This window comes from Mesorhizobium montanum (assembly GCF_033977145.1).
In the GTDB taxonomy this organism is placed as follows: Bacteria; Pseudomonadota; Alphaproteobacteria; order Rhizobiales; family Rhizobiaceae; genus Mesorhizobium; species Mesorhizobium montanum.
This window is the reverse complement of sequence record NZ_JAVIJF010000001.1, coordinates 307,007-331,104: the sequence shown is the minus strand read 5'-3', so window position 1 is coordinate 331,104 and position 24,098 is coordinate 307,007. Positions and strand designations below refer to the sequence as shown.

Below are 24,098 nucleotides of genomic sequence, written 5' to 3'. Positions count from 1 at the left end.
ACAAAGAATCTAGAAGTCGGCGACCTTGCCCCATACCGAAGCGTCGAAGCGGCGCGGATCGTAGGATGTCGCATCGACGATCGGTTCTGCCCCGGTCACCAGATCGGCAACGAGGTGCCCGGCGCCTGGTCCGATGCCGAAGCCGTGCCCCGAAAATCCGGCCGCCAGGAAGAAACCCGGAACGCTATGGATCTCGCCGATGGCGGGCACACCGTCCGGCGTGCTGTCTATGTAGCCGGCCCAGGCCGCGCTTATCCTGGTCTGGCGCAGCGCCGGCAGCAGCTCGAGCGCGCGGGCTTGAGTCAGGCGGATGGTCGCTTGATCTGGGATCGGATCGAGGATGCGCATCCGCTCCATCGGCGTCTGTCGGTCGAGCTGCCAGCGTCGCAGCGTTTCGTGGCCCGAACGCATGCCTTGCAGCCCGCCAGGTCCGAGGCTTCGCCAGCGCTTCAGGAACATGGGAAGGAACTGCGACGAGAAACGCAGTTGCTGCGGCGTCACGTCCACGCGTCCGCGTCCGCTTATGGCGAGCGTATAGCCGCCATCGCCGCGGCGCGTGGCCGAAACCTTCGCGGTGTGCAGCGCGTCCGGCAGGCCCCCCGCACCGGGCGAGACGGACAGGATGGACGAGCGTACCGATGCCTGCGGGAAGCGGAAACCGAACTGGTGGCAAAAGGAGGAGGCCCAGGCGCCGCCGGCCAGGACCGCTGCCTTGGTCCGGATCGTTCCGCTTTCCGTCACCACGCCGCTCAGACGACCGCTCTCAGTCTCGATACCGCGCGCGGCGCAATTCTGGTGTACGGTGCCGCCAAGCTCGAGGATAGCGCGGGCGACCGCGGGGGCGGCCCGAGACGGATCGGCGGTGCCGTCGGTCGGCGAGAAGACGCCGCCCTTCCAGGTTCGGCCGGTGGCGCGACCCCGCTCGCTGGCCTCGGCGCTGTCGAGCATGCGCGTGGTGACGCCGGCGGTTCTGGCGAAGTCGCGCCAACGCGCCCAGCCGGCAAGTTCCGCCTCGTCATTGCTCAGATAGAGCAGGCCGCAGCGGCGAAAGCCGGTGTCCTCGCCGGTTTCCGTTGCAAACCGTTCCCACAGATCGAGGCTTCGCGTCGCCATCGGCAACTCGCGGGCGTCGCGGTTCTGCTGGCGGCACCATCCCCAGTTCCTGCTCGACTGCTCGGCGCCGATACGTCCCTTTTCGACAAGCGCGACCTTCAGGCCGCGCCGTGTCAGATAGTAGGCCGTAAAGATACCGACGATGCCGCCGCCGATCACCACCACATCAGCGGATTGCGGCAGTTCGCCTGTCGTCTCGATTTGCTGCAGCGGCGCGCGCATGGTCTCTCTACCTTGAAGCGCCAATCTATCGCGTTACAGAGGCAGCCGCTGCTGCAGTTGAGGCCGATGCAGAATTTTATTCCGACAGCTCGGTCGAAATCGGGAGGCGCTGCGTTTCAAGGCGGCTTTCGCTCGGATGGACAGGCCAGCGGGCTGTGGTAGTGTCGACGGATATTGGCTCGGCAGCATTTTGTGCTGTGGCGTGCGTTCTGTGGAGACGGCCATGAAACTGGATCGGATCGACATCAAGATTCTGCATGAATTGCAGAAGAACGGCCGCGTCACCAATGTGGAACTGGCCGAGCTGGTGCATCTGTCGCCGAGTCCGTGCCTGATGCGGGTCAAGAAGCTCCAGGCAGAGGGCTACATCGAAGGCTATTCGGCGCAGATCAATCTCGGCAAGCTCGGCCAGACGCTGACCGTGTTCACCGAAATCACCTTGAAGAACCACCGCCAGGTGGACTTCGCCCGCTTTCTCGCTGTCGTCGAGAAGATCGACCAGGTCATCGAATGCCACCTCGTGTCGGGTGGCTACGACTATCTGATGAAATTCGTCACCGCCGGCATCGGCGAATACCAGACGATCATGGAACGGCTGACCGACATGGACATCGGCATCGACAAGTATTTCAGCTTCGTGGTGCTGAAGTCCCCTATCGTCAAGGCGCACATGCCGCTGCCCAGCCTGTTTCCGATGTAGGGTTCAGTTCCCTGTCTTAAGCGCATCGCGATGAAACGGATTCAGGCGACGCGCTTTAAGTCTTTGTTTTGATGCATGTCGTTATCCCAAAACCGCTGCGCACTTTTGGGCGACATGCATTAGCGGTGGCCGTACTGGCTGACCAGCTCGGGGTCACGGACAAGGCCGTCGAGCCAGGTCGGGTCGAGCTTCGGCACGGAGGAAAACAGCAGTTTGGAATAGGGGTGGGTGGGTGCCTTCACCTTGTCGGGTGTCATCTGCTCCACCCGCTCGCCATTGTACATGACCATGATCTCGTCGCAGATGGCCTCGACGACAGAGAGGTCGTGGCTGATGAAGATGTAGGACAGCCCCAACTCGCGCTGCAGCTCCTTGAGCAGATCGATCACGGCGGACGCCACAACCGTGTCGAGCGCCGAGGTGATTTCGTCGCAGATGATGAGCTTGGGGTCGGCGGCGAGTGCGCGCGCGAAGTTCACGCGCTGCTTCTGGCCGCCAGAGAGCTCCGACGGTCGACGATAACGCAGCGCCCTCGGCAGGCGCACCATGTCGAGCAGTTCGTCGACACGCTTCGAGCGCGCCTGCCTGTCGAGCCCGTGATAAAAGGCCAGTGGCCGGGAGACGATGTCTTCCACCGGCTTGGCAGGATTGAGCGCGGTATCGGCATATTGGAACACGATCTGCATCTCGCGCAGCTGGTCGCGGCTTCGGTTCCTGGCGGCGCGCTGCAGTTGCTTGCCGTCGAAGACGATGTCGCCGGCCGCCGCTGGATGGATGCCGGCGATGGCTCGCGCCAGCGTCGATTTTCCGCAACCGGATTCGCCGATGACGCCGAGATTGCGCCCCTTCTCGACGAGAAGGCTGACGGAATCGACCGCGCGGACCACCGGCTGCCCGTCAGGTTTCACAGGTCCGTAGCCAGCCGTCAGGTTGTCGATGCGTAGCAGCTGCCTTTTTCCGTCGTGCGCCTGCGCTTGCCGCGGCCTCGGTTCGAACGCGGCCAGCAGTTCCCGGGTATAGGGGTGCTGGGCAGCCGAAAGGATTGCCGCCGTGGTGCCGGTCTCCTGCACTTCGCCGCCCTTCAGCACGACAATTCGGTCGGCGATCTGGGCGACAACCGCGAGGTCGTGGGAAACGTAGACACCCGCTATCCCGCCAGCGCGCATGACCGACTTGAATGCCTTCAGCACGTCGATCTGCGTCGTCACGTCGAGGGCCGTCGTCGGCTCGTCGAAGATGACGAGCTTGGGATCGCCGATGAGCGCCGTGGCCGCCGCCAGCCGCTGCAATTGTCCGCCGGAAACCTGGTGCGGATAACGGGCGCCGATCCCTTCCGGGTCCGGCAGCGACAGGGCCCTGAACAGCTCGACCGCGCGCTTGCGCGCCCGCTCGGGCGGCATCAGACCGTGGATGCGCGTGACCTCGATCACCTGCTCCATGATCGTGGATGAGGGGTTGAAGGCGGCGGCGGCACTTTGCGGAACATAGGCGATGTCGGTGCCGCGTGACTTGGCGCGTTCCTTTTCGGAAAGCGCAGCCATGTCCTTCCCGCCTACGTTGATCTCGCCGCCGGTGATGCGGCAGCCAGGCCGCGCATAACCCATCAGGGAGAGCGCCACCGTCGTCTTGCCGGAGCCGCTCTCGCCGATCAGCGCGACGATCTCGCCTTGGGCGACGTCGAGGCTGACGTTCTTGATGATCTCAACGAGACGGCCGGCATCGGTCGTCGCCTCGATCCTCAGGTTCCTGACCTCGACGAGATTGGTCATACGTCGCGGTCCCTGATCTTCTGCGGCAGATTGTCGATCAGCAGGTTGACGCTGATGGTGAGGCTGGCGATCGCCAGCGAGGGAATGACGACCGCGGGAGCCGCGAACGGCAGGCCGCCGATGTTCTCGCGCACCAGCGCGCCCCAGTCGGCTAAAGGCGGCTGCAGGCCGAGCCCGAGGAAGGACAGGCCCGACAGCAGCAGAACGATGAAAACGAAGCGCAGGCCGAAATCGGCGAGCACCGGGCGGATGATGTTGGGCAGGATCTCGGAGCCGATGAGATAGACGGTGCTTTCGCCGCGGACGCGGGCGACGGTCATGAAGTCCATGGTGTTGATGTTGACGGCGAGCGCCCGCGCGAAGCGGTAGGCGCCGGGGATATAGATGACGGCGAGCGTCAGGATCAGCGCCGGGATGGACGAGCCGACCGCAGCCACCACCACAAGGCCGAACAGCTTGCTGGGGATGGAGTTCATGGCATCCAGGAAGCGGCTGAGGCAGGTGTCGAGCCAGCCGCCGGTGACGGCCGCTATCATCCCCAGCACGACGCCCGAGAAACAAGCGATGGAGACGGCTGCGAGCGATATGCCGACGGTGTAGCGCGCGCCCATCAGGACCCGCGAGAGCATGTCGCGTCCCAGATAGTCCGAGCCGAGCCACAGCCCTTGGCGCATCGGGCCGAAATAGTCGTCGTCGACGATGTCGCCGATCGGATGGGGGATGATGTAGGGCGCGAAGATCGCGATGAGCGTCCACGCCAGGATGACCAGCGCGGCCACAACGCCCACGAGGTTGTAGCTGTGGCCCAGGAAGGACCGTCGGGAGGCTGCCGCGCGCGCCATCGTCATCTGAGCCTCGGGTTGGACATGATGGCGACGATGTCGGCGGCCGTGATGAGGAAGAGATAGCCAAGACAGAAGATCATCGCGCAGCTCTGGATCAGCGGCAGGTCGCGGGTTGCGACCGCATCGACCATCAGCTTGGCGATGCCGGGATAGTTGAAGATCGTCTCCACGATGATGACGCCGCCGACCAGATAGGACAGCGAGAGGGCGACTGCGTTGACAATCGGCCCGAGTGCGTTGGGAAGCGCGTGCCTGAGCACCATGCGGCTGCGCGAGGCGCCCTTGAGAAGCGCCATCTCGACATAAGGCGTGGAGAGCGTTTCGATCACCGCGGCGCGGGTCATGCGGATCATCTGGGCGGAGATGACGAAGGTGAGCGTGATCACGGGCATTGCGTAGATGCGCACGAGATCGGTCAGCGAATGCGCCTCGTTGACCGAGGACAGCGCCGGCAGCCATTTGAGATAAACGGCAAAGAGCAGGACCGCGAGGGTCGCGACCATGAACTCCGGTACGGAGATGACGCCGATCGAAAGGATGGTGACGGTGCGGTCGTAGAGCGAGCCCCGCAGCATCGCAGCGGTGATGCCAAGCGTCAGCGCCAGCGGCACCGAGAGAAGCGTTGTGATGCCGGCGAGCTCCATGGTGTTGACGAAGCGCCCGCCGATCAGCGCCGCGACGGGCATGTCATTAGCATAGGAAGTGCCGAGGTCGCCGTGGAGCAGGCCGACAAGCCAGCGCAGGAAGCGCAGGATCGCCGGATCGTTGAGATGCATGGCCTCGCGCAAGCCGGCGACCGCCTCGGGCGTCGCCGCCTGGCCCAGCAGGATCGACGCGGTGTCGCCCGGCAGCATGCTGGTGGCGAAAAACACGGCGAACAGGACGATCAGAAGGGTGACGACCGCGACCGCCAGCCGCTTCGCCACGAGGTTGAGAACCCCAGACTTCATGGAAGCGCTCCCTGCTGCCGCGTGCGGCCGGTTGATCTCGCGCATGGCAGTGCCGAAGGCCGGCCAACCGGCCTCCGGCAAGCGTCTCTCAGGCTTCGAGCCAGAGGTATTCCGCCATTGCGTAGCCCATCATGCCACCAAGCGGGTTCGCCTCCAAACCCTTCACCTTGCTGGAGAGAGCATCGACGTTGGAAATGTAGGCGGGGATGATGGTGCCGGCCTCCTCGGACACCATGGACTGCATTTGGCCGTAGATTTCCTTACGCTTAGCTTGGTCGAGCGAGCCGCGCGCCTCGACGAGCAGCTTGTCGAACTTCTCGGACTTGTACTGGCTTTCGTTCCAGGGCGCGTTGGAGGCGTAGAGGAGCGAGAACAGGATGTCCGGCGTCGGGCGCGGATTGATGTTGCCGAAATGGACCGGCGCCTTGAGCCAGTAGTTGTCCCAGTAGCCGTCGGACGGAACGCGTTGGACATCGAGCTTCATGCCGATATCGGCGCCGGCGGCCTGGATGATCACCGCCATGTCGATCGACGAGGTCGCGGCGTCGGAGGCGACCACGGGGATGGACTGGCCGAGCAGGCCCGACTTCTGGAAGTGGAACTTGGCCTTGTCCGGATCGAAGGCCTTCGGCTTGAGGTCGGCATCGTGGAAGATATTCGCCGGCGAGACGGGCTGGTCGTTGCCGATTTCGCCAAGGCCGCGCAATGCCGATTTGACGATCTGCTCACGGTTGACGAGATACTTCATGCCGGCCACGAAGTCGGCCTTGCTGCCCGGATCCATGTCGAGCCGGATGTTCAGGTCGGTGTAGTTGCCCGAGGTGGTCTTCGACAGCTCGAAGCCCTGCTGACTCTCCAGCAGCTTCATTGCGCGCGGATTGATAGAGGCGGCAAAATTGATGTCGCCGGAAAGCAGGGCGTTGACGCGCGCGCTGTCGTCGCTGATGGCGATGAATTCGAAGGAGTCGAGATAGGGCTTGCCCGACTTCCAGTAGTTCTTGTTCTTGGTGACCACCGAACGAACGCCCGGTTCGAACGTCTGCAGCACGAAGGCGCCGGTGCCATTCCCTTTCGAGAAGTCCGTGGTGCCGTCAGCGACGATCATGAAGTGATGCAGCGCCAGGATGGTCGGGAGGTCGGCGTTCGGATCGGCGAGCGTGATTTCGACGGTCGACTTGTCGACCGCCTTGAAGCCGGTCATCTGCGCGGCGATCTTGGCGACCTTGGAGCCGACCGCTTTGTCGAGATGACGCTTCATCGAGAAGACAACGTCGTCGGCGGTGAGGTCCTTGCCGTCGTGGAAGGTGACACCCTTGCGCAGCTTCACGGTCCAGGTCTTGGCGTCCTTGCTGTCGAAGCTTTCGGCCAGCTCCATCTGCGTCTTGCCATCCTTGTCGAGGAAGGTCAGGCGGTTGTAGAGCGAGCAGCAGCGGACATAGTCGGTCGAGAGCGACGCCTTTGCCGGATCGAGCGTGTCGGCGGTCGAGGTCGACCAGCCGGCTGCCTTGAAAGTTCCGCCCGAAACCGGAGTGGCGGCGACGGCATTCGTGGCGCGTCCAAGCACCACGCTGCCCGCGGCAAATGCGGCGCCGCCGGCCAGCAGCATCTTGAGGAGTTCGCGGCGGCTCGCGCCCCGCCGGATGGCATTTTCGACCATGGCATCGTCTGCGCTGGTCCAGTTGGTGATCTTGTCGGTCATGTTCATTCCCCTTTCTGTTTGTTTGTCAGGATGCTCGTCTTGATGCGGCTTTCCGGGCTGGGCTCAGGTTCGTTCCTTCAAGCTTTCCCGCGCGGCCGCCGCCAAGGCGGCCATTGAGGTGAAGTGATAGTCCGGCACGGTGAAGCGCTCGGGTTCGATCGTGCCGCCATAGCCCTTCTGGGCATGCCGGCGCTCGATCCAGCAATTGGTCAGGCCGAGCGCCCGGGAGATGCCGATGTCGTGGTGCTGGCTTTGCGCGACGTGCAGGATGTCGTCCTTGCTGTCGCCGTGGGAGGCCACGAAATCGAAAACTGCCTGGAAGAAGGCCGGATCCGGCTTTTCCGTGCCGGTATCGTCTGCGGTGAAGGTGGCGAAGAAGGGCGATCCGAGCTGCTTCTCGAAATGGTCGAGCGCCCAGCGCCGGGCATTGGTCATGGCAATCAGCTTGTGCGACTTCGCAAGGTCGGCCAACGCCGCCGCACTGTCGGGGAAGCCTAGCCAGACGCTGGCCGAATCCCGCAGGCGAGTGCCGTATTTCTCATCGGCCGGCAGGCCGAGCCGCGGCGCGATGACCATGTAGACGCGCTCGAGATCGTCCGGGAACAAGCCTGTATCAGGCATGTAGCGAGCCTGCCGATAAAGGGCCAGCGCTTCTTCGCCGTCGATCGAAACACCGGTCTCGGCGGCAATCCCGGCCAGGCAGTTCGTGATACCGCCTTCAAAGTCGATCAGCGTGCCGACGACATCGAAGGTCATGTATTTGAATTCGCTGAAGCCCCTGGCCAAATCTAGCTCTCCTCTGGCGCGCGGCCGAATTACGTCGTGCTGAACAGAACAAAATTCCGCGCTGTCCGGGGCGTCGGCCTTCCTGAAAAGCCGTAAATTTTCGGGTTCTGGCCTTGTCTTAATTGCAGTCTGGCACTTCCCCCGCGCTGAATTCGCCGAAAAGGCGCGGAGCCGCGGCACAAAATTGCGAAATCATCTGCTCCGGCGATATTTCGAGACGCGAAAAATTCGTTGTCCGTCATGCCATGGCCCGGCGGACATCGGGATCGGCCAGCGTCTGGTCGAGGGTTCGGCGCGTGCGCTCGATGATCGCATCGATATCGCTGTCGGTGCAGCAGAGCGGCGGCGCATAGCCCAGAACCCCATGCGCGAAGGCACGGATGATCAGGCCATTGTCCCAGGCCCGGTCGAAGACCCGCCGGGCCGGCATCGCCGAAGCGGGAAGCGGTGTCTTCTTCTGCTTGTCGGTCACCAACTCGACCGCGGCAAGCATGCCGCGGCCGCGGACGTCGCCGACCAGCGGATGGTCGCTGAGATCGGTCAATCCCGCCATAAGGCGGGCTCCGGCCTTGATGCCGTTCTCCAGAAGGCCATCCTCATAGAGCTTCAGCACCTCAAGCGCGACGGCGGCGCTGACGGGATGGGCGGAATAGGTATAGCCGTGGCCAACCGCCGAGTTGCCCGCGCTGTCGGCAATCACGTCGTAGACATGATCGGCCATGAACACCGCGCCCATCGGAACATAGCCCGAAGTCAGGCCCTTCGCCGTCGTCATAAAATCGGGAACGATGTCCTCGTCCGTGCAGGCGAACAGCGGCCCGGTGCGGCCAAAGCCGGTGATCACCTCGTCGGCGATGAACAGGATGCCGTATTCGCGGCAGAGCTCGCGGAGCGCCTTGATCCACCCTTTCGGCGGGACGATGACACCGCCCGAGCCCTGGATCGGCTCGGCGTAGAAAGCGGCGACCCGCTCCGGACCGATCGCCTCGATCTTGGCCTTCAGCGCGCCAAGCGATGCGGCGATGATCGCGTTCCCGTCTTCGCCCACGGGGTTGCGGTAGGGATAGGGGGAGGGGATCTTGTGCTGCCATTCAAAGGGAATGCCGAAGCCGGCGTGAAAGGCAGGGAGCGCGGTCAGCCCTGCGCCGACCACCGATGACCCATGATAGCCCTGCTCGATCGAAATGAACTGGTCGCGTTGCGGCTCGCCTTTGGCGTTCCAGTAGTAGCGGACGAAACGGATCGTGCTGTCGATCGCGTCCGATCCTCCGAGCGTGAAATAGACGTGATTGAGATCCCCGGGCGCGCGGTCGGCCAATTCCGAGGCGAGCCGGATCGCCGGCTCCGAACCGAGATCGAAATAGGCGGTGGCGTAGGGAAGCTCGCGCATCTGGCGGGCCGCCGCCTCGACGATGCTGTCGTGGCCGTAGCCTGCGTTGACGCACCACAATCCTGCGAAACCGTCAACGAGTTGCTTGCCGGACGCATCGGTCACGGTCGCCCCCTTTGCCGATTTCAGCACGCGCACGCAGAGCGCTTCATGGCCGCGATATGACGAGACCGGATGGATGAGATGGGCGCGGTCGAGTTCGATCAGGGAATTGGCGAGCATTGTTGTCCTCCGGCTAGAGCATGATGCCGAAAAGTGTGAAGCGGTTTTCGGACGACATCATGCTCTATCTCTTTGATTTAGAGCCGGATTCAGATTTCGGACCGGCTCGATCCGAAATCATCCGGCTCTAGCCGAGCGCCTGGTTGGCGAGTGCGTATATTTTTGGCCGGGCCTGCGCCGCGTTGTTCCTGGCTGGACGATCCATGGTCACGCCGCCGCCGACATGGGCGAGGCCGATTTCTCCGAGCCAATCGGCAATGCCGCTCCTGCTGTCGGTATCCACGCGCAGGAAGGCGCCGGGGCGCGACGCAGCGAAGAAGCTGATCAGGGCCCTGGCGTCCTCGACACTTCCCGCGATGACTGGGCCGATCACCTCGCCGCGTCCGAAGGGGCGGATCGCCGCATAGGCCTCGATGGCGCCGTTGCGGCGGATGACGGCGAATTGACCGCGCTCGGCAAGCGCATCGATCAGAGCTTCCCGGTCGGCGCCATAGGCGCCGCGGTCCGTCACCTTGATTTCCGTCAGGTCGTCGGTGCCTGCTGCTTCCACGCCGTCGGGCGCGGCAAGCGCTGCGACCTTGCCCTGATGCTGCTGGATGGTGCCGGAGGGCACGAAGCCCAGTTTCTCATAGAGCGGCATGCCATCCGTCGTCGCGACGAGCCGCAGCGGACGGTCCTGGGCAAGGGCGAAGGCCTGTTTCATCAGCCGGCGTCCGAGTCCCTTGCCTCGCACGTTCTTGTCGACGATCACCATGTTGATCATGGCGCAGTCAGCGCCATAGGGTGTAACCAGGATGGTTCCGGTGACACGGCCCTGGTCGTCGAGCGCGACCGCGCCGCTGGAGAGCTGCAGGGCCATCTGCCAGTCCTGCGGGCGATGCGGCCAGTTCTCCTGACGCGAAAGCGCCACCGCGCCCTCGACATGATCCGGTCCGAAGGCCTGGAGTTCGATCTCGTCCTGCTGCATGAGGGTCCTTCCGTCTGCCTCAAGTCTCGGCCATCGGCGCGCCGCAGATCATCTGAAGGCGTCGGTTTCGGCGGTATCTTTCGCCGTAGCGCGAGGCGTGCGCCGCATCTTGTGCTGGTGCCGCTCGTGGCGGATCCGTTTCAGGTCGAGAAAGGCACACTCTTTGGGCGTCAGGATGCTACAGCGTGCCAAACTGGATGGCGGATACGGAACTTTCTGCTTTCGGCAGGGCCATTTCGGGCAGGTGGCTCGTCGCCTGCCCGCATATGATGAAGTACGTCCCAACGCTTGTGTGCTTCCACCGGAGATCGACGGCATGGCTTCTTTCAGGCCCAAATACATCACCTTCGACTGCTATGGCACGTTGACGCATTTCCAGATGGCGGAAGCGGCGCGCGACCTCTACGGCAGCCGGCTCGACGAGCCGCGCATGCAGGAGTTCATCAAGAACTTCGCGGCGTACCGGCTCGACGAGATCCTGGGCGACTGGAAGCCCTATGCCGACGTCGTCCACAACGCGCTCGAGCGCGCCTGCAAGCGCAATGGCGTCGCCTTCAGCCCGGAGGACGCCAGGATGGTCTATGAGCGCGTTCCGACCTGGGGGCCGCACGCGGATGTCCCGGCCGGCTTGGCGAAGGTCGCCAGGGAAATTCCGCTGGTCATCCTCTCCAACGCGATGAACGCGCAGATCATGTCCAATGTCGAGAAACTCGGTGCGCCATTCCATGCCGTCTACACGGCCGAGCAGGCCCAGGCCTACAAGCCCCGCTTCAGGGCCTTCGAGTACATGTTCGATAGGCTGGGCTGCGGCCCGGAAGACATCCTTCACTGCTCGTCCTCGTTCCGCTACGACCTGATGTCGGCGCACGATCTCGGCATAAAGAACAAGGTCTGGGTCAATCGCGGCCATGAACCGCCCAACCCGTACTACGGCTACACCGAGATCGCCGATATTTCCGGCCTTCCGGGAGTGGTCGGGCTTTGAAACAGGCGGGTTGCCGATGAAACTGGTCTCCTACTGGCATGACACAGCCCCAATGTTTTCCGGCGGGGCGCCAGGCCCCGTCGAGGGACACTACGACGCCGCCATCATCGGCGGCGGCTTCACCGGCCTTGCCGCCGCGTACCGGCTGGCGAAGGCCGGCGCCAAAGTGGTCGTGCTGGAAGCGGAGCGAGTGGGGTGGGGAGCGTCCGGACGCAATGGCGGGCACCTGAACAACGGCCTCGCCCACAGCTACCTCTCGGCCAAGGCGGAGCTCGGCAAGGAACGCGCGATCGCGCTCTACCGGGCTCTGGACGACTCCGTCGACACCATCGAGGCGCTGGTCGCGCAGGAGGGCATCGACTGCAGTTTCCGCCGCGCCGGCAAGCTCAAGCTCGCCTCCAAGCCGCAGCATTTCGAAGCGATCGCCCGCAACTTCGAAGCCGTTCATGCCGAGGTGGATCCGGATACGGCGCTGCTGTCGGCGGCCGATCTCAAATCGGAGATCGGCTCGCCCTTCCATGGCGCGATGCTGTCGAAGAAGAGCGCCATGATGCATATGGGCCGTTACGTGGCCGGGCTGGCCACGGCCGCCGCCCGCCACGGCGCAGTCATCCACGAGAACGCGGCGGTGACCGATCACAAGCAGGCCGGCAAGCGGCATGAGTTGACCACATCCCGCGGCCGGATCAGCGCCGACAATGTGCTGGTGGCGACCGGTGCTTACACGACGCCGAATTTCGGCTATTTCCACCGCAGGATCATCTGCGTCGGCAGCTTCATCATCGCCACGCGGCCGTTAAGCGACGCTGAGATCGCCGCGACCATGCCGGGCAACCGGACATGCGTGAACTCGATGAACATCGGCAACTATTTCCGGCTTTCGCCGGACAACCGGCTGATCTTCGGCGGCCGCGCACGCTTCTCGGCGACATCGGATCAGCGCTCCGACGCCAGGAGCGGACAGATATTGCAGGCAAGCCTCGCGGCCATCTTCCCGCAGCTCGCCAAAGTCGAGATCGACTATTGCTGGGGCGGGCTGGTCGACATGACCAAGGATCGGTTCCCGCGCGCCGGGTATCATGATGGGGTCTGGTACGCGATGGGCTATTCCGGCCACGGCGCGCAGCTTTCGACCCATCTCGGCATGATCATGGCCGAGGCCATGCTCGGCCGCGAGGACCGCAATCCGCTGAAGGGCCTCGAGTGGCCTTCCATCCCCGGCTATTCTGGCAAGCCCTGGTTCCTGCCGATGGTCGGCCTCTACTACAAGGCGCTCGACCGGATTCAGTAGGCAGTAGGCAGTAGGCAGTAGGCAGTAGGCAGTAGGCAGTAGGCAGTAGGGTGGCGTCTTCCTATCGCCTATTGCCTAATCCCTACTGCCTATTCCCATATGAAAACTCTTCATCTCGAGATATTCCTCGATGCCGGCCTGGGCGCCCTCGCGCCCGAGGCCGGACTGCTTGACGCCGCCGAAGGGAGCAACCTCCATCGAGACCGAACCGGTGTTGAGCCCCACCATGCCGAACTCCAGCGCTTCGCCGACGCGCCAGGCGCGTTTCAGGTTTTCGGTGTAGAAGTAGGAGGCAAGCCCGTAGGGTGTACCATTGGCGAGAGCGATCGCTTCCTCTTCCGTTTCGAAGCGGAACAGCGGCGCGACCGGGCCGAAGGTTTCCTCGCTGGCAAGCTCCATTTCGTTTGTGGCGCCGGTCAGCACCAGCGGCGCGACGTACTGCGAGCCCTCCGGCAGCGCCGGTCTCTCGGTGATGATCGCAGCACCCTTGGCGAGCGCGTCCTCGATGTGGCGGTTGATTTTCTCGACCGCCGCCATGTTGATCATCGGCCCGATGGCGACGCCGGGCTGCGTGCCGGGCCCGACCGTCATGGCGTTAACGCGGGCGGTCAGCTTCGCGGCGAAGGTTTCGTAGACTCCCGCCTGGACGAGGATGCGGTTGGCGCAGACGCAGGTCTGGCCGCCATTGCGGAACTTCGAGACGAGCGCACCCTCGACGGCGAGATCGAGATCCGCGTCGTCGAAGACGATGAAGGGGGCGTTGCCGCCAAGTTCGAGGCTCAGCCGCTTCACGCTGTCGGCCGCCCCGCGCATCAGCAGCGAACCGACCCGCGTCGAGCCGGTGAAGGAGATCTTGCGAACGGTCTCGTTCGCCATGATCTCGTTGCCGATCCCGGCCGGCATGCCGGTGACGATGTTGATGACGCCGGCGGGGATGCCCGCGCGTTCGGCGAGCACCCCGAGCGCCAGCGCCGAATAGGGCGTGAACTCGGACGGCTTGATGATCACCGTGCAGCCGGCCGCCAGCGCCGGCGCGACCTTGCGGGTGATCATTGCGTTGGGAAAGTTCCACGGTGTGATAATGCCGCAGACGCCCACCGGCTCCTTGAGCACGATGATGCGGCGGTCGGACGTGGGCGAGGGGATGGTGTGGCCGTTGATGCGGCGCGCTTCCTCGGCAAACCATTTGACGAAGGATGCGCCGTAACGGATCTCGCCCTTGGCTTCATCCAGGGGCTTGCCCTGTTCCGTCGTCAGGATCAGCGCCAGATCGTCCAGATGCGCGAGCATCAGGTTATGCCATGCTTCGAGCAGCGCAGCGCGTTCGGCGTTGGTTTTCTTCCTCCAGCCCCGATAGGCCGAAGCCGCGGCCTCTATCGCCGCGCGGGTCTCCGGACCGGCCATGTCGGGCACCGTGCCGATCACGGCCTGGGTCGCCGGGTCGAGAACATCGACCGTTTTGCCGGAGCCGGCAGCGACCCATTTGCCGCCGATCAGTCCGGCTTGGCGGAGGAGACTTTTGTCTTTCAGGCTCTTCATCGAAACGACCTTGCAATCAGTTGAGCGCCGCGACGACGGCGGCTGTGATGGCCTCTGTTCCGTCCTTGCCGGCAATGGTTCCAATGCCTTGCGCGGTCGTCGCTTCGAGCGCGTTCATGACACGGGCGGCCGCAAGCTTTTCGGCGAGATGATCGAGCATCATGGCGCCGGACCAGATGGTGGCGATCGGATTGGCGATGCCGAGATGGGCGATGTCGGGCGCGGAGCCGTGCACCGGCTCGAACATTGACGGCGCAGAGCGGTCGGGATTGATGTTGGCGGAAGCGGCGTAGCCGAGCCCGCCCTGGATCGCGGCGCCAATGTCGGTGAGTATGTCGCCGAACAGATTGGACGCGACGACCACGTCGAGGCTCTCGGGCGCCATGATCATGCGCGCGGCGAGTGCGTCGACGTGATAGCTGGCCACCGCGACGTCCGGATAGTCCGCCGCCAGCTTCCGCGTGATCTCGTCCCAGAACACCATCGAGTATTTCTGCGCGTTGGATTTGGTGACGGACGCCAATCTGCCCCGGCGTGCCCGCGCCTGCTCGAAGCCGAAGCGCAGGATGCGCTCGACGCCGGCGCGGGTGAAGATCGAGGTTTCCACAGCGACTTCGTCCAGAGTGCCTTGATGCACGCGCCCGCCGGCCCCGGAATATTCGCCTTCGGTATTCTCGCGGATGCACAATATGTCGAAGCTCTCGGCCCGCAGCGGACCCGTCACACCCGGCAGCAGGCGGTGCGGCCGGATGTTGGCATATTGCACGAACGCCTTGCGGATCGGCAGCAGCAGGCCATGAAGCGAAACGGAATCCGGAACTTCCGCCGGCCAGCCGACCGCGCCGAGAAGGATGGCGTCGAAGCCGCGCAAGGTCTCGATGCCGTCTTCGGGCATCATGCGGCCGGTGTCCTTGTAGAATTTGCAGGACCAGGGGAACTCCGTTCCCGCCAAGGCAAAGCCGGACTGTCTGGCCGCCGTCTGCAGCACAGACCAGGCGGCTGCGGTCACATCGCGGCCGATGCCGTCACCAGGGATCAGGGCGATCGAATAGGACTTCATCGGCATCTCTTCACAGGCTGATCAGGACGCTTTTGGTCCTGCGATTGGCGAGATAGGCGTCGCGGCCGAGGTCCTTGCCGATGCCGGAGCGCTTGTAGCCGCCGGTCGGCAGGATATGGTCGCGCGAGCGGCTGTAGCGGTTGACCCAGACGGTGCCCGCTTCGAGTTTGCGCGCGAAGCGGATGGTGCGGGACAGATCGGAAGTGAACAGGCCGGAAGCCAGCCCGTAGATCGGGTGGCTGGACAGCGCCAGAGCCTCCTCCTCGGTCTCGAAGGTCTGGACCGTCAGGACCGGGCCGAAGATCTCCTCGACGATTGCCGGATTGGCCTGGTCGACATTGGCGACCAGCGTCGGCTTATAGAAATAGCCGGGATGGTCCATGGCGCTGCCGCCGGTCAGACATTCGCCGCCGGCCTCGACCGCGGCCCGCACGATGCCGTCGACACGCGCCCGCTGCCGTTCCGAGATGATAGGCGAATAATATGTCGTCTCGTCCCAGGTCGGGCCGGGCTGTACCGCCTTCATCCGTTCCAGGATGGCGGCCGTCAGCCTGTCGGCGACACTCTTCTCGACGATCAGGCGCGTGCCGGCCACACAGGCCTGGCCGGCATTGAAGGTGACGCTGCCGGCGATCGCCGATGCCGCCTTGTCGAGATCGGCATCGGCAAAGACGAGCTGCGGGCTCTTGCCGCCGAGTTCAAGCGTCATCGGCTTGACCCCGGTGCGGGCGATGTTCTCCATGATGGCCGACCCGGCGCGGGTCGAGCCGGTGAAGGAGACCTTGGCGATCTCGGGATGACCGGTCAGCGCCGTGCCGGTCGTTGGACCGTCGCCGAGCACAACGTTTATGAGCCCGGCCGGCAAGCCCGCCCTGACCGCGAGTTCTGCCATATAGACAGCCGAGAACGGCGTCATTTCCGACGGCTTCAGCACGACCGCGTTGCCCGCCGCCAGCGCCGGGCCGAGCTTCCAGCCGGCCATCGAGACGGGAAAGTTCCAGGGCGTGATCGCGCCGACCACGCCATAAGGCTCGCTCATGACCATGCCGAGACTGGCGTCGTCGGTCGGCGCCAAATCACCGCCTTCCTTGTCGGCGAACTCGGCAAAGAAGCGGATCTGCTCGGCGGTTATGGCGATATCGCCGGCGACGAGCTGACCTACCGGTCGCGTCGAGCACAGCGCCTCGATCCTGGCGAGCGTTGCAGCTTCCGCCTCGATCAAGTCTGCCCAAGCGTGAAGCGCCCTGGTGCGCTCGCGCGGCCGAACGCCGCCCCAATTGCTGGCCTTCAGCGCCGTCTTGGCGCTTTCCACGGCACGGTCGACCACTTCCAGGCCTGCCACTGGACAGGCGGCATAGGCTTTGCCGTCGGATGGGCGGCGCATCTCGATCGCACCCTCGGCCGCGATCAGCTCTCCGTCAATGAAATGGCAAATGGGAAGGGGAACAGCGTCCGGATCAAAGCTCAGGCTCATATCAAAGCTCAGGTTCATGGGGCGACCGCCTTGCAGTATCGGTCAAAGCCTAGCGCGTGCTGGCGCGCAGCATGCGCCGTTCAGTGAACCGCCGCCGACGAATGTTGCGTGCTTGGCGCAAGAGACGGCAAAATCTTCGGCGGAGGGCGGCCCTCCTGGCGCGTACGCCCATCTAGCCTACCGTGACATAGATCTTGCGCACCGTTTCGATCGTCTTCCAAACTCCGGTGAAGCCAGGCTTCATCACAAAGCTGTCGCCGGCGCGGTAGGTTACCGCCTCCCCGGTATCGGGCGTGATTTCGATCACGCCCGACAGGATGTGGCAGAATTCGAAAGTCTCGCCCTTGATCGAGCGTGTCTCGCCCGGCGTCGCCTCCCAGACGCCGGTGTGGACGAGATCGTCCTTGGCGACGTCCTGTGCCCAGGTCTTGAAGGCAGGGTCGCCGGCAATCAGCCGTTCCGGCAACGCCGTGGACTCGCGCGGCTGGAAGGCTGGGTTGGCATCGACGGTCTTGAGCAGGGACACAGGATGGCCTTTCATGTTGGAAATTCAATAGCCGCGCGACCGGTCGATAAGCCCGATCGGCTCAAGACCGGCGCGATGGCGCAGGATGTTGTCGATGACGGCGCGTGCGGCGGTCGCGGGCTGGGTGACGCTGGCGACATGCGGGGTCAGGATGATCTTCGAATGCGACCAGAACGGATGACCCTGAGGCAAAGGTTCAGGATCGGTCACGTCGATCATCGCCGCTGAAAGGTGGCCGCTGTCGAGCGCGGCGACGAGCGCTGAGTAGTCGAGCTGCGGTCCCCGGCCCGTGTGGACGAGTGACGCCCCTTTGGGCAGTTTCGCGAACAGGCCGGCATTCAGAAATCCGCGCGTATCCTCGGTCAGCGGCAGCAGGCAGATCAATATGTCACTGGCCGCGAGCATCTCCTCCAGCCCGAACTCGCCATGGTGACAGGTCACGCCCCCGATCTGCCGTGGCGAGCGGCTCCAGCCTCCAATCGGAAACCCGAATGGCTTTAGCCGTTCGAGGACGGCCTGGCCGAGCTGCCCGAGGCCGAGCACGCCGACACGGCGCGACATGGGCTGCGGCTGCGGGATGTCGCGCCATTCGCCGGCGCGCTGCTGCGCGAGATAGGCCGGCAGGTTGCGATGCAGGGCAAGCACGGCCAGCGACACATACTCCTGCATCATGCGCACGATGCCTTCCTCGACCATGCGCACGACCTTCACCTTCGCGGGCACCGCATCGAAGCGGAACTGGTCGACGCCGGCGCCGAGGGAAAACAGGATCTCCAGGTTGCTGTATCGCGCGAGGTTTTCCGGCACCGTCCAGGTGATCAAATAACGCACCGCGTCGGGATCGACCGTCGCGGCGTCCATGACGAAGGGGAGGTCCGGCAATTCCCCTGCGAATGCTTCGGCAAAGACCGCGCCGCGTCGCGCGTCGGAGTTGAACAGGAAGGTCATTCCGGTTGCTCCTTCACGCCGCGCAACGCGCGCCCAGCGCCTCGACCATCCGTTGGCAGGCTGCGATTTCGCTGGCGAGGATGTATTCGTCGGGCTTGTGGGCGCGGCCGATATCGCCGGGACCGCAAATGATCGCATCGAAGCCGGCGGCCTGATAAAGCCCAGCCTCGGTGCCATAGCTGACGGCGGCGAGTGGCGCTTCGCCGCTCAGTTCGCGCAGCAGTGCCGCCAGTGCCGCGTCTTGCGGAAGCGACAGCGCCGGATAGGCGCTGATCGGCATCCAGTCGAACCGGAAGCCATTGGCTGCAAGGGTCGCAGCCTTTGCCTTGACAGGGGCAAGCAGGCCTGCCGGGTCGACGCCGGGTATGGCGCGTGCTTCCAGGTCCAGCGTGCAGGTGTCGGGGATAATGTTGACCGACTGGCCGCCCGCGATCACGCCCACCTGCAGAGAGGAGTAGGGCGGCTCGAAGGCCGGATCGAACGGACCGCGTGCCAGCCGCTCGGCTTCGCTTACGGCCGCGCTCAGCGCATCTGCCATGGCATGGATGGCGTTGAGCCCGAGATCGGGCCGCGAGGAATGGCCGGAGCGACCATTGATGGTGAGCCTGGCGGCCGCCTTGCCCTTGTGGCCGCGCACGGCGCGCATGCCGCTCGGCTCGCCGACGATGACGCCGAGCGGCTTCGCGCAAAGCTCGGGAAGGCAGGCGATGAGGTGCGGCACGCCGCGGCATCCGACCTCCTCGTCATAAGAGAAGGCGAGGTGGATCGGCCTGGCCAGGCGTAGTTCCCTCAGGTGAGGCACAGCCGCCAGCGCGGCGGCAAGAAACCCCTTCATGTCCGTCGTGCCGCGACCATAGAGCCGTTCGCCCTCCCGGCGCACCGTAAAGGGGGCCGAGCTCCATTGCGGCTCGCCGGCGGGGACGACGTCCATGTGGCCGGACAGGATGTAGCCCGGAACATCGGTGGGACCGATCGTCGCGAAAAGGTTGGAACGATCCCCTTCCGGCCCTGGAAGCATGGTGACCTTCGCCCCATGTTCCGCGAGATAGGCCTCGATCCAGCCGGCGATGTCGCCGTTCGGCTTGCCTGCCACCGACGGAAAGGCGACGAGACGGTCGAGGATGTCGAAGACGTCCATTCCAGTCCTCAAGGCGTTTAAGGATTCGGGCATTTCGGGTGCGCCGGGACCCTATGCTGCAACAATTCCAGGGAGGATGTGCGCCCTGCCTCGCGATTGCGTGCCGAAAGCGGAAGTGTTTCAGTTGAATCTTGCGTTGGCACGCGGCATTCGAGCAAATCGTATCGGTCTGGTTGTTTAGCGTTGGCAGGGCAGGGGGCGTTGTGTGCACCCGTTACGCGATCTTTCAGGGGGCATGGAATTGAAGCCGTCCGGAAGCTTGAAAATCGATGCCTTCTCGATGCGGATCGGCGACATCGAAGGCGTCGAACTCGACCGGTTGCACGCGCACTCTCTATCCGTGGGATGGCCGCATCGCGCCGAAGACTGGCAATTCCTGCGTGAATCGGGACGGGGGTTCGTGGCGCTCGATGAGATCGGCCGAGTGCTCGGCTCGGCCATGTGGTTCCCGCATGGCGACGATTTCGCGACCGTAGGGATGGTCATCACCTCGCCGCGGCTGCAGACGCTGGGAGCCGGCCAGTGGCTGATGAAGCGGGTCTTCGACAACGTGGTCGGGCGCGACTTGCGCCTCAATGCGACCCGGGCGGCAAAGCGGCTCTATCTTTCGCTCGACTTCAAGCCGGAGAAGATCGTCTATCACTGCCATGGGATTGCCCGCGCCGCCACGGCGGCTGGAATAGACAGGGAGTGTGGCGAGGTGCGTCGGCTGGTGACCGAGCACTTGCCGGCGATCATCGCGCTCGATGCGGTCGGTTTCGGAGTGCATAGAGCGGCACTTGTCGAAAAGCTGTTCGAACAATCTGTTGGCTACGGGCTCTTCGGCGAGGGGGCGCTCAAGGCCTTCGCTCTCTGCCGGCCCTTCGGCCGCGGCCATGTCATCGGTCCGGTCCTAGCGGAGCGAGATACCGATGCCATCGCAGTGGTCCGACCGCACATCGCCGATCATTCGGGCAGTTTCCTCCGAGTGGACACGCATATCGGAAGCGGCGAATTCGCCGCCTTTCTGGCGCACTGCGAAATGCCGGTCTTCGACACGGTACTGACCATGTCGATGGGCAAACGCCTCGCCGATTTTTCGGTCGGCGGTGCGGCTGGACCGAGGGCCTATGCCCTTGCCAGTCAAACTCTGGGGTAGTTCAGCCGGACGCGCGCTCCGACGGCTAAAGCGCGTCGCGATGAAGCGGATTCAGACGACGCGATTTAAGTCTTTGTTTTGATGCATGTCGTTATCCCAAAACCGCTGCGCACTTTTGGGCGACATGCATTTAGTCGACAAAAGCGTCGACGTTCAACCCGACCGCCAGATGTCCGGCCGCAATGTTGCGTGCAAAGCTTTCAACTCGTCTTGCATCTCGGTGATCATCCAAGCGCAGATATCGGAGACGACAGGTCGCAGCGGCCTCGAACGCGGCGCAATCAGGTGATGGGTCCGGCCGGTGTTGATCTGCCTTTCCGAAGCTGGGACAAGCGCACCGTGAAGCAACGCCCTCGAAATATTGCTGAGCCAGCCGAGCGCGACGCCTTCCCCGTTCATCGCGGCCTGAAGCACAACCGCGTAGTCCGAGAATTCGAGCCACTTTGCCTTGCTGGTCTTGCGGTCGGCGACATGGCCCCACGCGTCCAGCCACTGCAACTTGGCATCGGTGAGATGAAGCAGGACATGGCCCTCGCCGTCCGCGTCGTGCTTCAAGCGGCCATGAGCCGACAGATAGGACGGGCTGCACACCGGAACGACGATTTCCGGCGAGAACGGCCAACGGTGATAGCTCGTATCGTCATCGGGCAGGATTCTTGTGGCCAGATCGACGTTCTCTGCCGGCCCGCGCAGAACGCCAGCGATCAGTTCGAATCTCAGGTCCACATCTGGAAATCTTGTATTGAAGCCGCTTAGCCGCGGCACGAACCAATGCGTCACCAGCGAGCTTGAGAGGGAGAGCGTAACCACCGGCCTTGCGGCATTCTCCCTGATTCCGCGGAAGACCTCCTCGATCCCGTCGAATCCTTCGCGCACTGCCGAACAGAGCGCGCGGCCATCCGCGGTCGGGGTCAATCCCTTCGAATTTCGGGAGAAAAGAGGAACGCCGATATCGCCCTCGAGCTGGGCAATGCTGCGACTGACGGACGGTTGCGTGACATTGAATTCCCGGGCGGCGGCCGTGAAACTTGCCAGCCGGACAGCCGCCTCGAAGACCAGAAGTCCGCGTGCGGAAGGAACGAGTTTTGCGAAGCCAGCCATACGCTCAGCGTATAGCCTCCCCAAGAATTTTCAAGCTTTCCAAGGCTCCGTAAAATGACCGACTATAACTGTCGTGAATGGTTTTGAGCAGTAGGTGATCATGGCGGCGGCCCAGTCAAAAGCACCGGAGGCATCGCGGGATCCTCTGCTTCAACCGTTTCAGCTCAAGCGACTGGTGTTGCGCAACCGCATCATCAGCACCAGTCACGCTTCGATGCTGGACGATAGCGGCCTGCCGCTCGAGCGTTATCAGCGCTACCACGAGGAGAAGGCGCGCGGTGGCCTCGCCATGACCATGGCAGGCGGCTCGGCGATGACTTCGCCCGATTCCAGCTGGGGTGGGGGCCAACTGGACCTTTCGAGCGATCGCATCGTCCCGCATCTCCAGTCACTGTCGAGGCGAATCCATCGCCACGGCGCCGCCGTCATGTGCCAGGTCTCGCACCTTGGCCGGCGCGCCACCGCCTATGCCGGAAACTGGCTCCCGCCGGTCGCACCATCGCGCGTGCGTGAGACGCGAAACCGGAATTTCCCGAAGGAAATGGATGCCGCCGATATCGGCCGGATCATCAAGGATTACGCCGACGCCGCCAGGCGCTGCCGCGATGGCGATCTCGACGGCGTCGAGACGGTCACCAGTGGGCACCTTATCGGTCAGTTCCTCTCTCCCAGGACCAATAGGCGCACGGACGCATTCGGCGGCTCGCTCGAAAACCGGGCGCGCTTCGGGCTGATGGTCCATGAGGCGATCCGCAGGGAGGTGGGCGACGACTTTGTTGTCGGCATCCGGTTCGTGATCGACGAGGCGGTCGACGACGGTTCGGATTTCGAGGAATGCCTCGCCTTCGCCAGGCTGTTCGAGCGGGAAGGCCATATCGATTTCTTCAATTGCATCTTTGGCCGCATGGACACGGACTTGGCCCTGGCCGAGCAGAACATGCCTGGCATGTTCACCCGGAGTGCGCCCTTCTTGCCGCTGGTTGGGCAGTTCAAGCGGGAAACCAGGCTACCCGTCATCCACGCAGCTGGCATTCGCGACGTGGCCACGGCGCGGCACGCGATCCGAGAAGATCTCGTCGACCTGGTGGGCATGACGCGGGCGCATATCGCCGATCCGCACATCGTCAACAAGATGATTCGGGGAGAAGAGGAGCGCATCCGCCCGTGCGTCGGCGCGTCCTACTGCCTGTACAAGAAGGTCCAGTGCATCCACAACGCGGCCAGCGGCCACGAAACGATCGTCAGCCACATAATCGAGCGGGCCGAAACGCCGAGACGGGTGGTCGTGGTCGGCGGTGGCCCGGGAGGGATGGAAGCGGCGCGGGTTGCCGCTGAGCGCGGACACGGCGTTACACTGCTCGAAGCCGGAGCGCGGCTTGGGGGCCAGGTGCTGGTCGCCGCGTCCGCCTCTGACCGCAAGGATCTCATCGGCATCGTCGACTGGCGCGTCGATGAACTCGCCCGCCTTGGCGTGGATGTCCGCCTCAACACGTATGCGGATGCGGAGATCGTCCTTGCCGACAATCCTGACCTTGTGATTGTCTCTACCGGCGGCATTCCGGACATGGAACGGCTGGAAGGCGCCGAACACTGCGACAGCGTCTGGGACGTGCTGAGCGGAGTCGTGCCGGCGAAGGACGATCTGCTCATTTATGACGAGACCGGACGGCAGGCCGCTGTGTCCTGCGCCCTTCATTTCGCCCGCCTGGGGTACATGGTTACTCTCGCGATCGTCGATGACACACTGGCGATCGAGACCCCCTACCCAGACAAGGTAAGTTTCCGCAAACGCGTGTCGGAACTCGGCATCCGGGTCGTCAGCGATGTCCGATTGGCCAAGGTGGCGCGCCAAGGCAACGGGATCGCCGCCAGGTTCCGGCATGAGCTCACCGGCGTAGAAACCGAGATGAGCGCGGCCCAAATCATCGTCGAGCGTGGCACGGTTCCCATGGAGGACGTCTATCAGGAATTGCGTGCCCGCTCCTTCAACGAAGGCGTTACCGACATTGCGCTGATGACGGGAGCGGAGACGAAAGCGGGCAAAAATACCCCAGCCGCGGGATCATTCGAATTACATCGCATCGGAGACGCGGTTGCCAGCCGGGATATCTACTCTTCGATCTACGAGGCCTATCGTCTCTGTTCGCATTTGTAGACGGGCAAAAGCCCGACAGCGGTGACATCGCAGCGCTTACACAACAATTATCGCCATCCTGACTTCAATCGAGCATGGCA

Annotated in this window: 20 protein-coding genes; 5 read left to right on the top strand and 15 right to left on the bottom strand. The window is 63.8% G+C overall.

The window, feature by feature from the left end; genetic code table 11:
- Positions 1–9: 9 nt before the first annotated feature.
- Complete coding sequence (locus RFM68_RS01560) at positions 10–1,335, bottom strand: NAD(P)/FAD-dependent oxidoreductase (RefSeq protein ID WP_320230889.1); 1,326 nt, start codon at positions 1,333–1,335, stop codon at positions 10–12.
- 223 nt (positions 1,336–1,558) lie between these two features.
- Between RFM68_RS01560 and RFM68_RS01555 the strand changes: the two genes are divergently transcribed.
- Entirely contained in the window at positions 1,559–2,035 is a 477-nt protein-coding gene (locus tag RFM68_RS01555; RefSeq protein WP_320230888.1) for an Lrp/AsnC family transcriptional regulator, read from the top strand.
- 119 nt (positions 2,036–2,154) lie between these two features.
- Here the strand turns inward: RFM68_RS01555 and RFM68_RS01550 are convergent, their stop codons facing one another.
- From RFM68_RS01550 to RFM68_RS01520, 7 genes are all read right to left on the bottom strand, one after another.
- The gene (locus RFM68_RS01550) at positions 2,155–3,804 is read right to left on the bottom strand and encodes an ABC transporter ATP-binding protein (protein ID WP_320230886.1); all 1,650 of its coding nucleotides are present in this window, start codon (positions 3,802–3,804) and stop codon (positions 2,155–2,157) included.
- A complete protein-coding gene (locus tag RFM68_RS01545; RefSeq protein ID WP_320230884.1) occupies positions 3,801–4,652 on the bottom strand; it encodes an ABC transporter permease in 852 nt (283 codons plus the stop codon). Before RFM68_RS01545 ends, RFM68_RS01550 begins: the two co-directional genes overlap by 4 nt.
- Positions 4,649–5,599: an ABC transporter permease gene (locus tag RFM68_RS01540; RefSeq protein WP_320230883.1), complete on the bottom strand. Its 951-nt coding sequence runs from the start codon at positions 5,597–5,599 to the stop codon at positions 4,649–4,651. The genes RFM68_RS01545 and RFM68_RS01540 overlap by 4 nt, the downstream gene beginning before the upstream one ends.
- An 88-nt stretch (positions 5,600–5,687) precedes the next feature.
- Positions 5,688–7,298, bottom strand: a complete 1,611-nt coding sequence (locus RFM68_RS01535; protein WP_320230881.1) for an ABC transporter substrate-binding protein — start codon at positions 7,296–7,298, stop codon at positions 5,688–5,690.
- A gap of 63 nt (positions 7,299–7,361) precedes the next feature.
- Entirely contained in the window at positions 7,362–8,054 is a 693-nt protein-coding gene (locus tag RFM68_RS01530) for an HAD-IA family hydrolase (RefSeq protein ID WP_430694809.1), read from the bottom strand.
- 268 nt (positions 8,055–8,322) lie between these two features.
- Positions 8,323–9,696, bottom strand: a complete 1,374-nt coding sequence (locus tag RFM68_RS01525; RefSeq protein ID WP_320230878.1) for an aspartate aminotransferase family protein — start codon at positions 9,694–9,696, stop codon at positions 8,323–8,325.
- A gap of 127 nt (positions 9,697–9,823) precedes the next feature.
- Positions 9,824–10,663 carry a GNAT family N-acetyltransferase gene (locus RFM68_RS01520; protein WP_320230877.1) on the bottom strand — a complete coding sequence of 280 codons (840 nt, stop codon included), beginning with the start codon at positions 10,661–10,663 and terminating at the stop codon, positions 9,824–9,826.
- Between the two features lie 316 nt (positions 10,664–10,979).
- On the opposite strand from RFM68_RS01520, the gene RFM68_RS01515 reads away from it, so the two are divergent.
- Together RFM68_RS01515 and RFM68_RS01510 are read left to right on the top strand one after the other, a co-directional pair.
- Positions 10,980–11,648, top strand: coding sequence for a haloacid dehalogenase type II (locus RFM68_RS01515; protein WP_320230876.1), 669 nt, complete (start codon positions 10,980–10,982; stop codon positions 11,646–11,648).
- 16 nt (positions 11,649–11,664) lie between these two features.
- A complete protein-coding gene (locus RFM68_RS01510) occupies positions 11,665–12,939 on the top strand; it encodes an NAD(P)/FAD-dependent oxidoreductase (RefSeq protein WP_320230875.1) in 1,275 nt (424 codons plus the stop codon).
- Between the two features lie 75 nt (positions 12,940–13,014).
- On the opposite strand, the gene RFM68_RS01505 is transcribed toward RFM68_RS01510, so the two are convergent.
- From RFM68_RS01505 to argE, 6 genes are all read right to left on the bottom strand, one after another.
- Positions 13,015–14,478 carry an NAD-dependent succinate-semialdehyde dehydrogenase gene (locus RFM68_RS01505; protein ID WP_320230874.1) on the bottom strand — a complete coding sequence of 488 codons (1,464 nt, stop codon included), beginning with the start codon at positions 14,476–14,478 and terminating at the stop codon, positions 13,015–13,017.
- Positions 14,479–14,494: 16 nt separating this feature from the next.
- Positions 14,495–15,538 (bottom strand): tartrate dehydrogenase, encoded by a 1,044-nt coding sequence (locus RFM68_RS01500; protein WP_320230873.1) that lies wholly within the window; start codon positions 15,536–15,538, stop codon positions 14,495–14,497.
- Positions 15,539–15,548: 10 nt separating this feature from the next.
- Complete coding sequence (locus RFM68_RS01495) at positions 15,549–17,012, bottom strand: aldehyde dehydrogenase family protein (RefSeq protein WP_320231047.1); 1,464 nt, start codon at positions 17,010–17,012, stop codon at positions 15,549–15,551.
- A 172-nt stretch (positions 17,013–17,184) separates the two neighbouring features.
- Positions 17,185–17,538 (bottom strand): cupin domain-containing protein, encoded by a 354-nt coding sequence (locus tag RFM68_RS01490; protein WP_320231046.1) that lies wholly within the window; start codon positions 17,536–17,538, stop codon positions 17,185–17,187.
- A gap of 24 nt (positions 17,539–17,562) precedes the next feature.
- Entirely contained in the window at positions 17,563–18,486 is a 924-nt protein-coding gene (locus tag RFM68_RS01485) for a 2-hydroxyacid dehydrogenase (RefSeq protein WP_320230872.1), read from the bottom strand.
- A 13-nt stretch (positions 18,487–18,499) separates the two neighbouring features.
- Positions 18,500–19,624, bottom strand: coding sequence for an acetylornithine deacetylase (gene argE, locus RFM68_RS01480; RefSeq protein WP_320230871.1), 1,125 nt, complete (start codon positions 19,622–19,624; stop codon positions 18,500–18,502).
- Positions 19,625–19,859: 235 nt separating this feature from the next.
- Between argE and RFM68_RS01475 the strand changes: the two genes are divergently transcribed.
- Positions 19,860–20,762, top strand: coding sequence for a GNAT family N-acetyltransferase (locus RFM68_RS01475; protein WP_320230870.1), 903 nt, complete (start codon positions 19,860–19,862; stop codon positions 20,760–20,762).
- Positions 20,763–20,915: 153 nt separating this feature from the next.
- Here the strand turns inward: RFM68_RS01475 and RFM68_RS01470 are convergent, their stop codons facing one another.
- Positions 20,916–21,863 (bottom strand): LysR substrate-binding domain-containing protein, encoded by a 948-nt coding sequence (locus RFM68_RS01470; RefSeq protein WP_320230869.1) that lies wholly within the window; start codon positions 21,861–21,863, stop codon positions 20,916–20,918.
- A 100-nt stretch (positions 21,864–21,963) separates the two neighbouring features.
- Between RFM68_RS01470 and RFM68_RS01465 the strand changes: the two genes are divergently transcribed.
- Positions 21,964–24,018, top strand: coding sequence for an oxidoreductase (locus RFM68_RS01465; protein ID WP_320230868.1), 2,055 nt, complete (start codon positions 21,964–21,966; stop codon positions 24,016–24,018).
- Positions 24,019–24,098 lie beyond the last annotated feature (80 nt).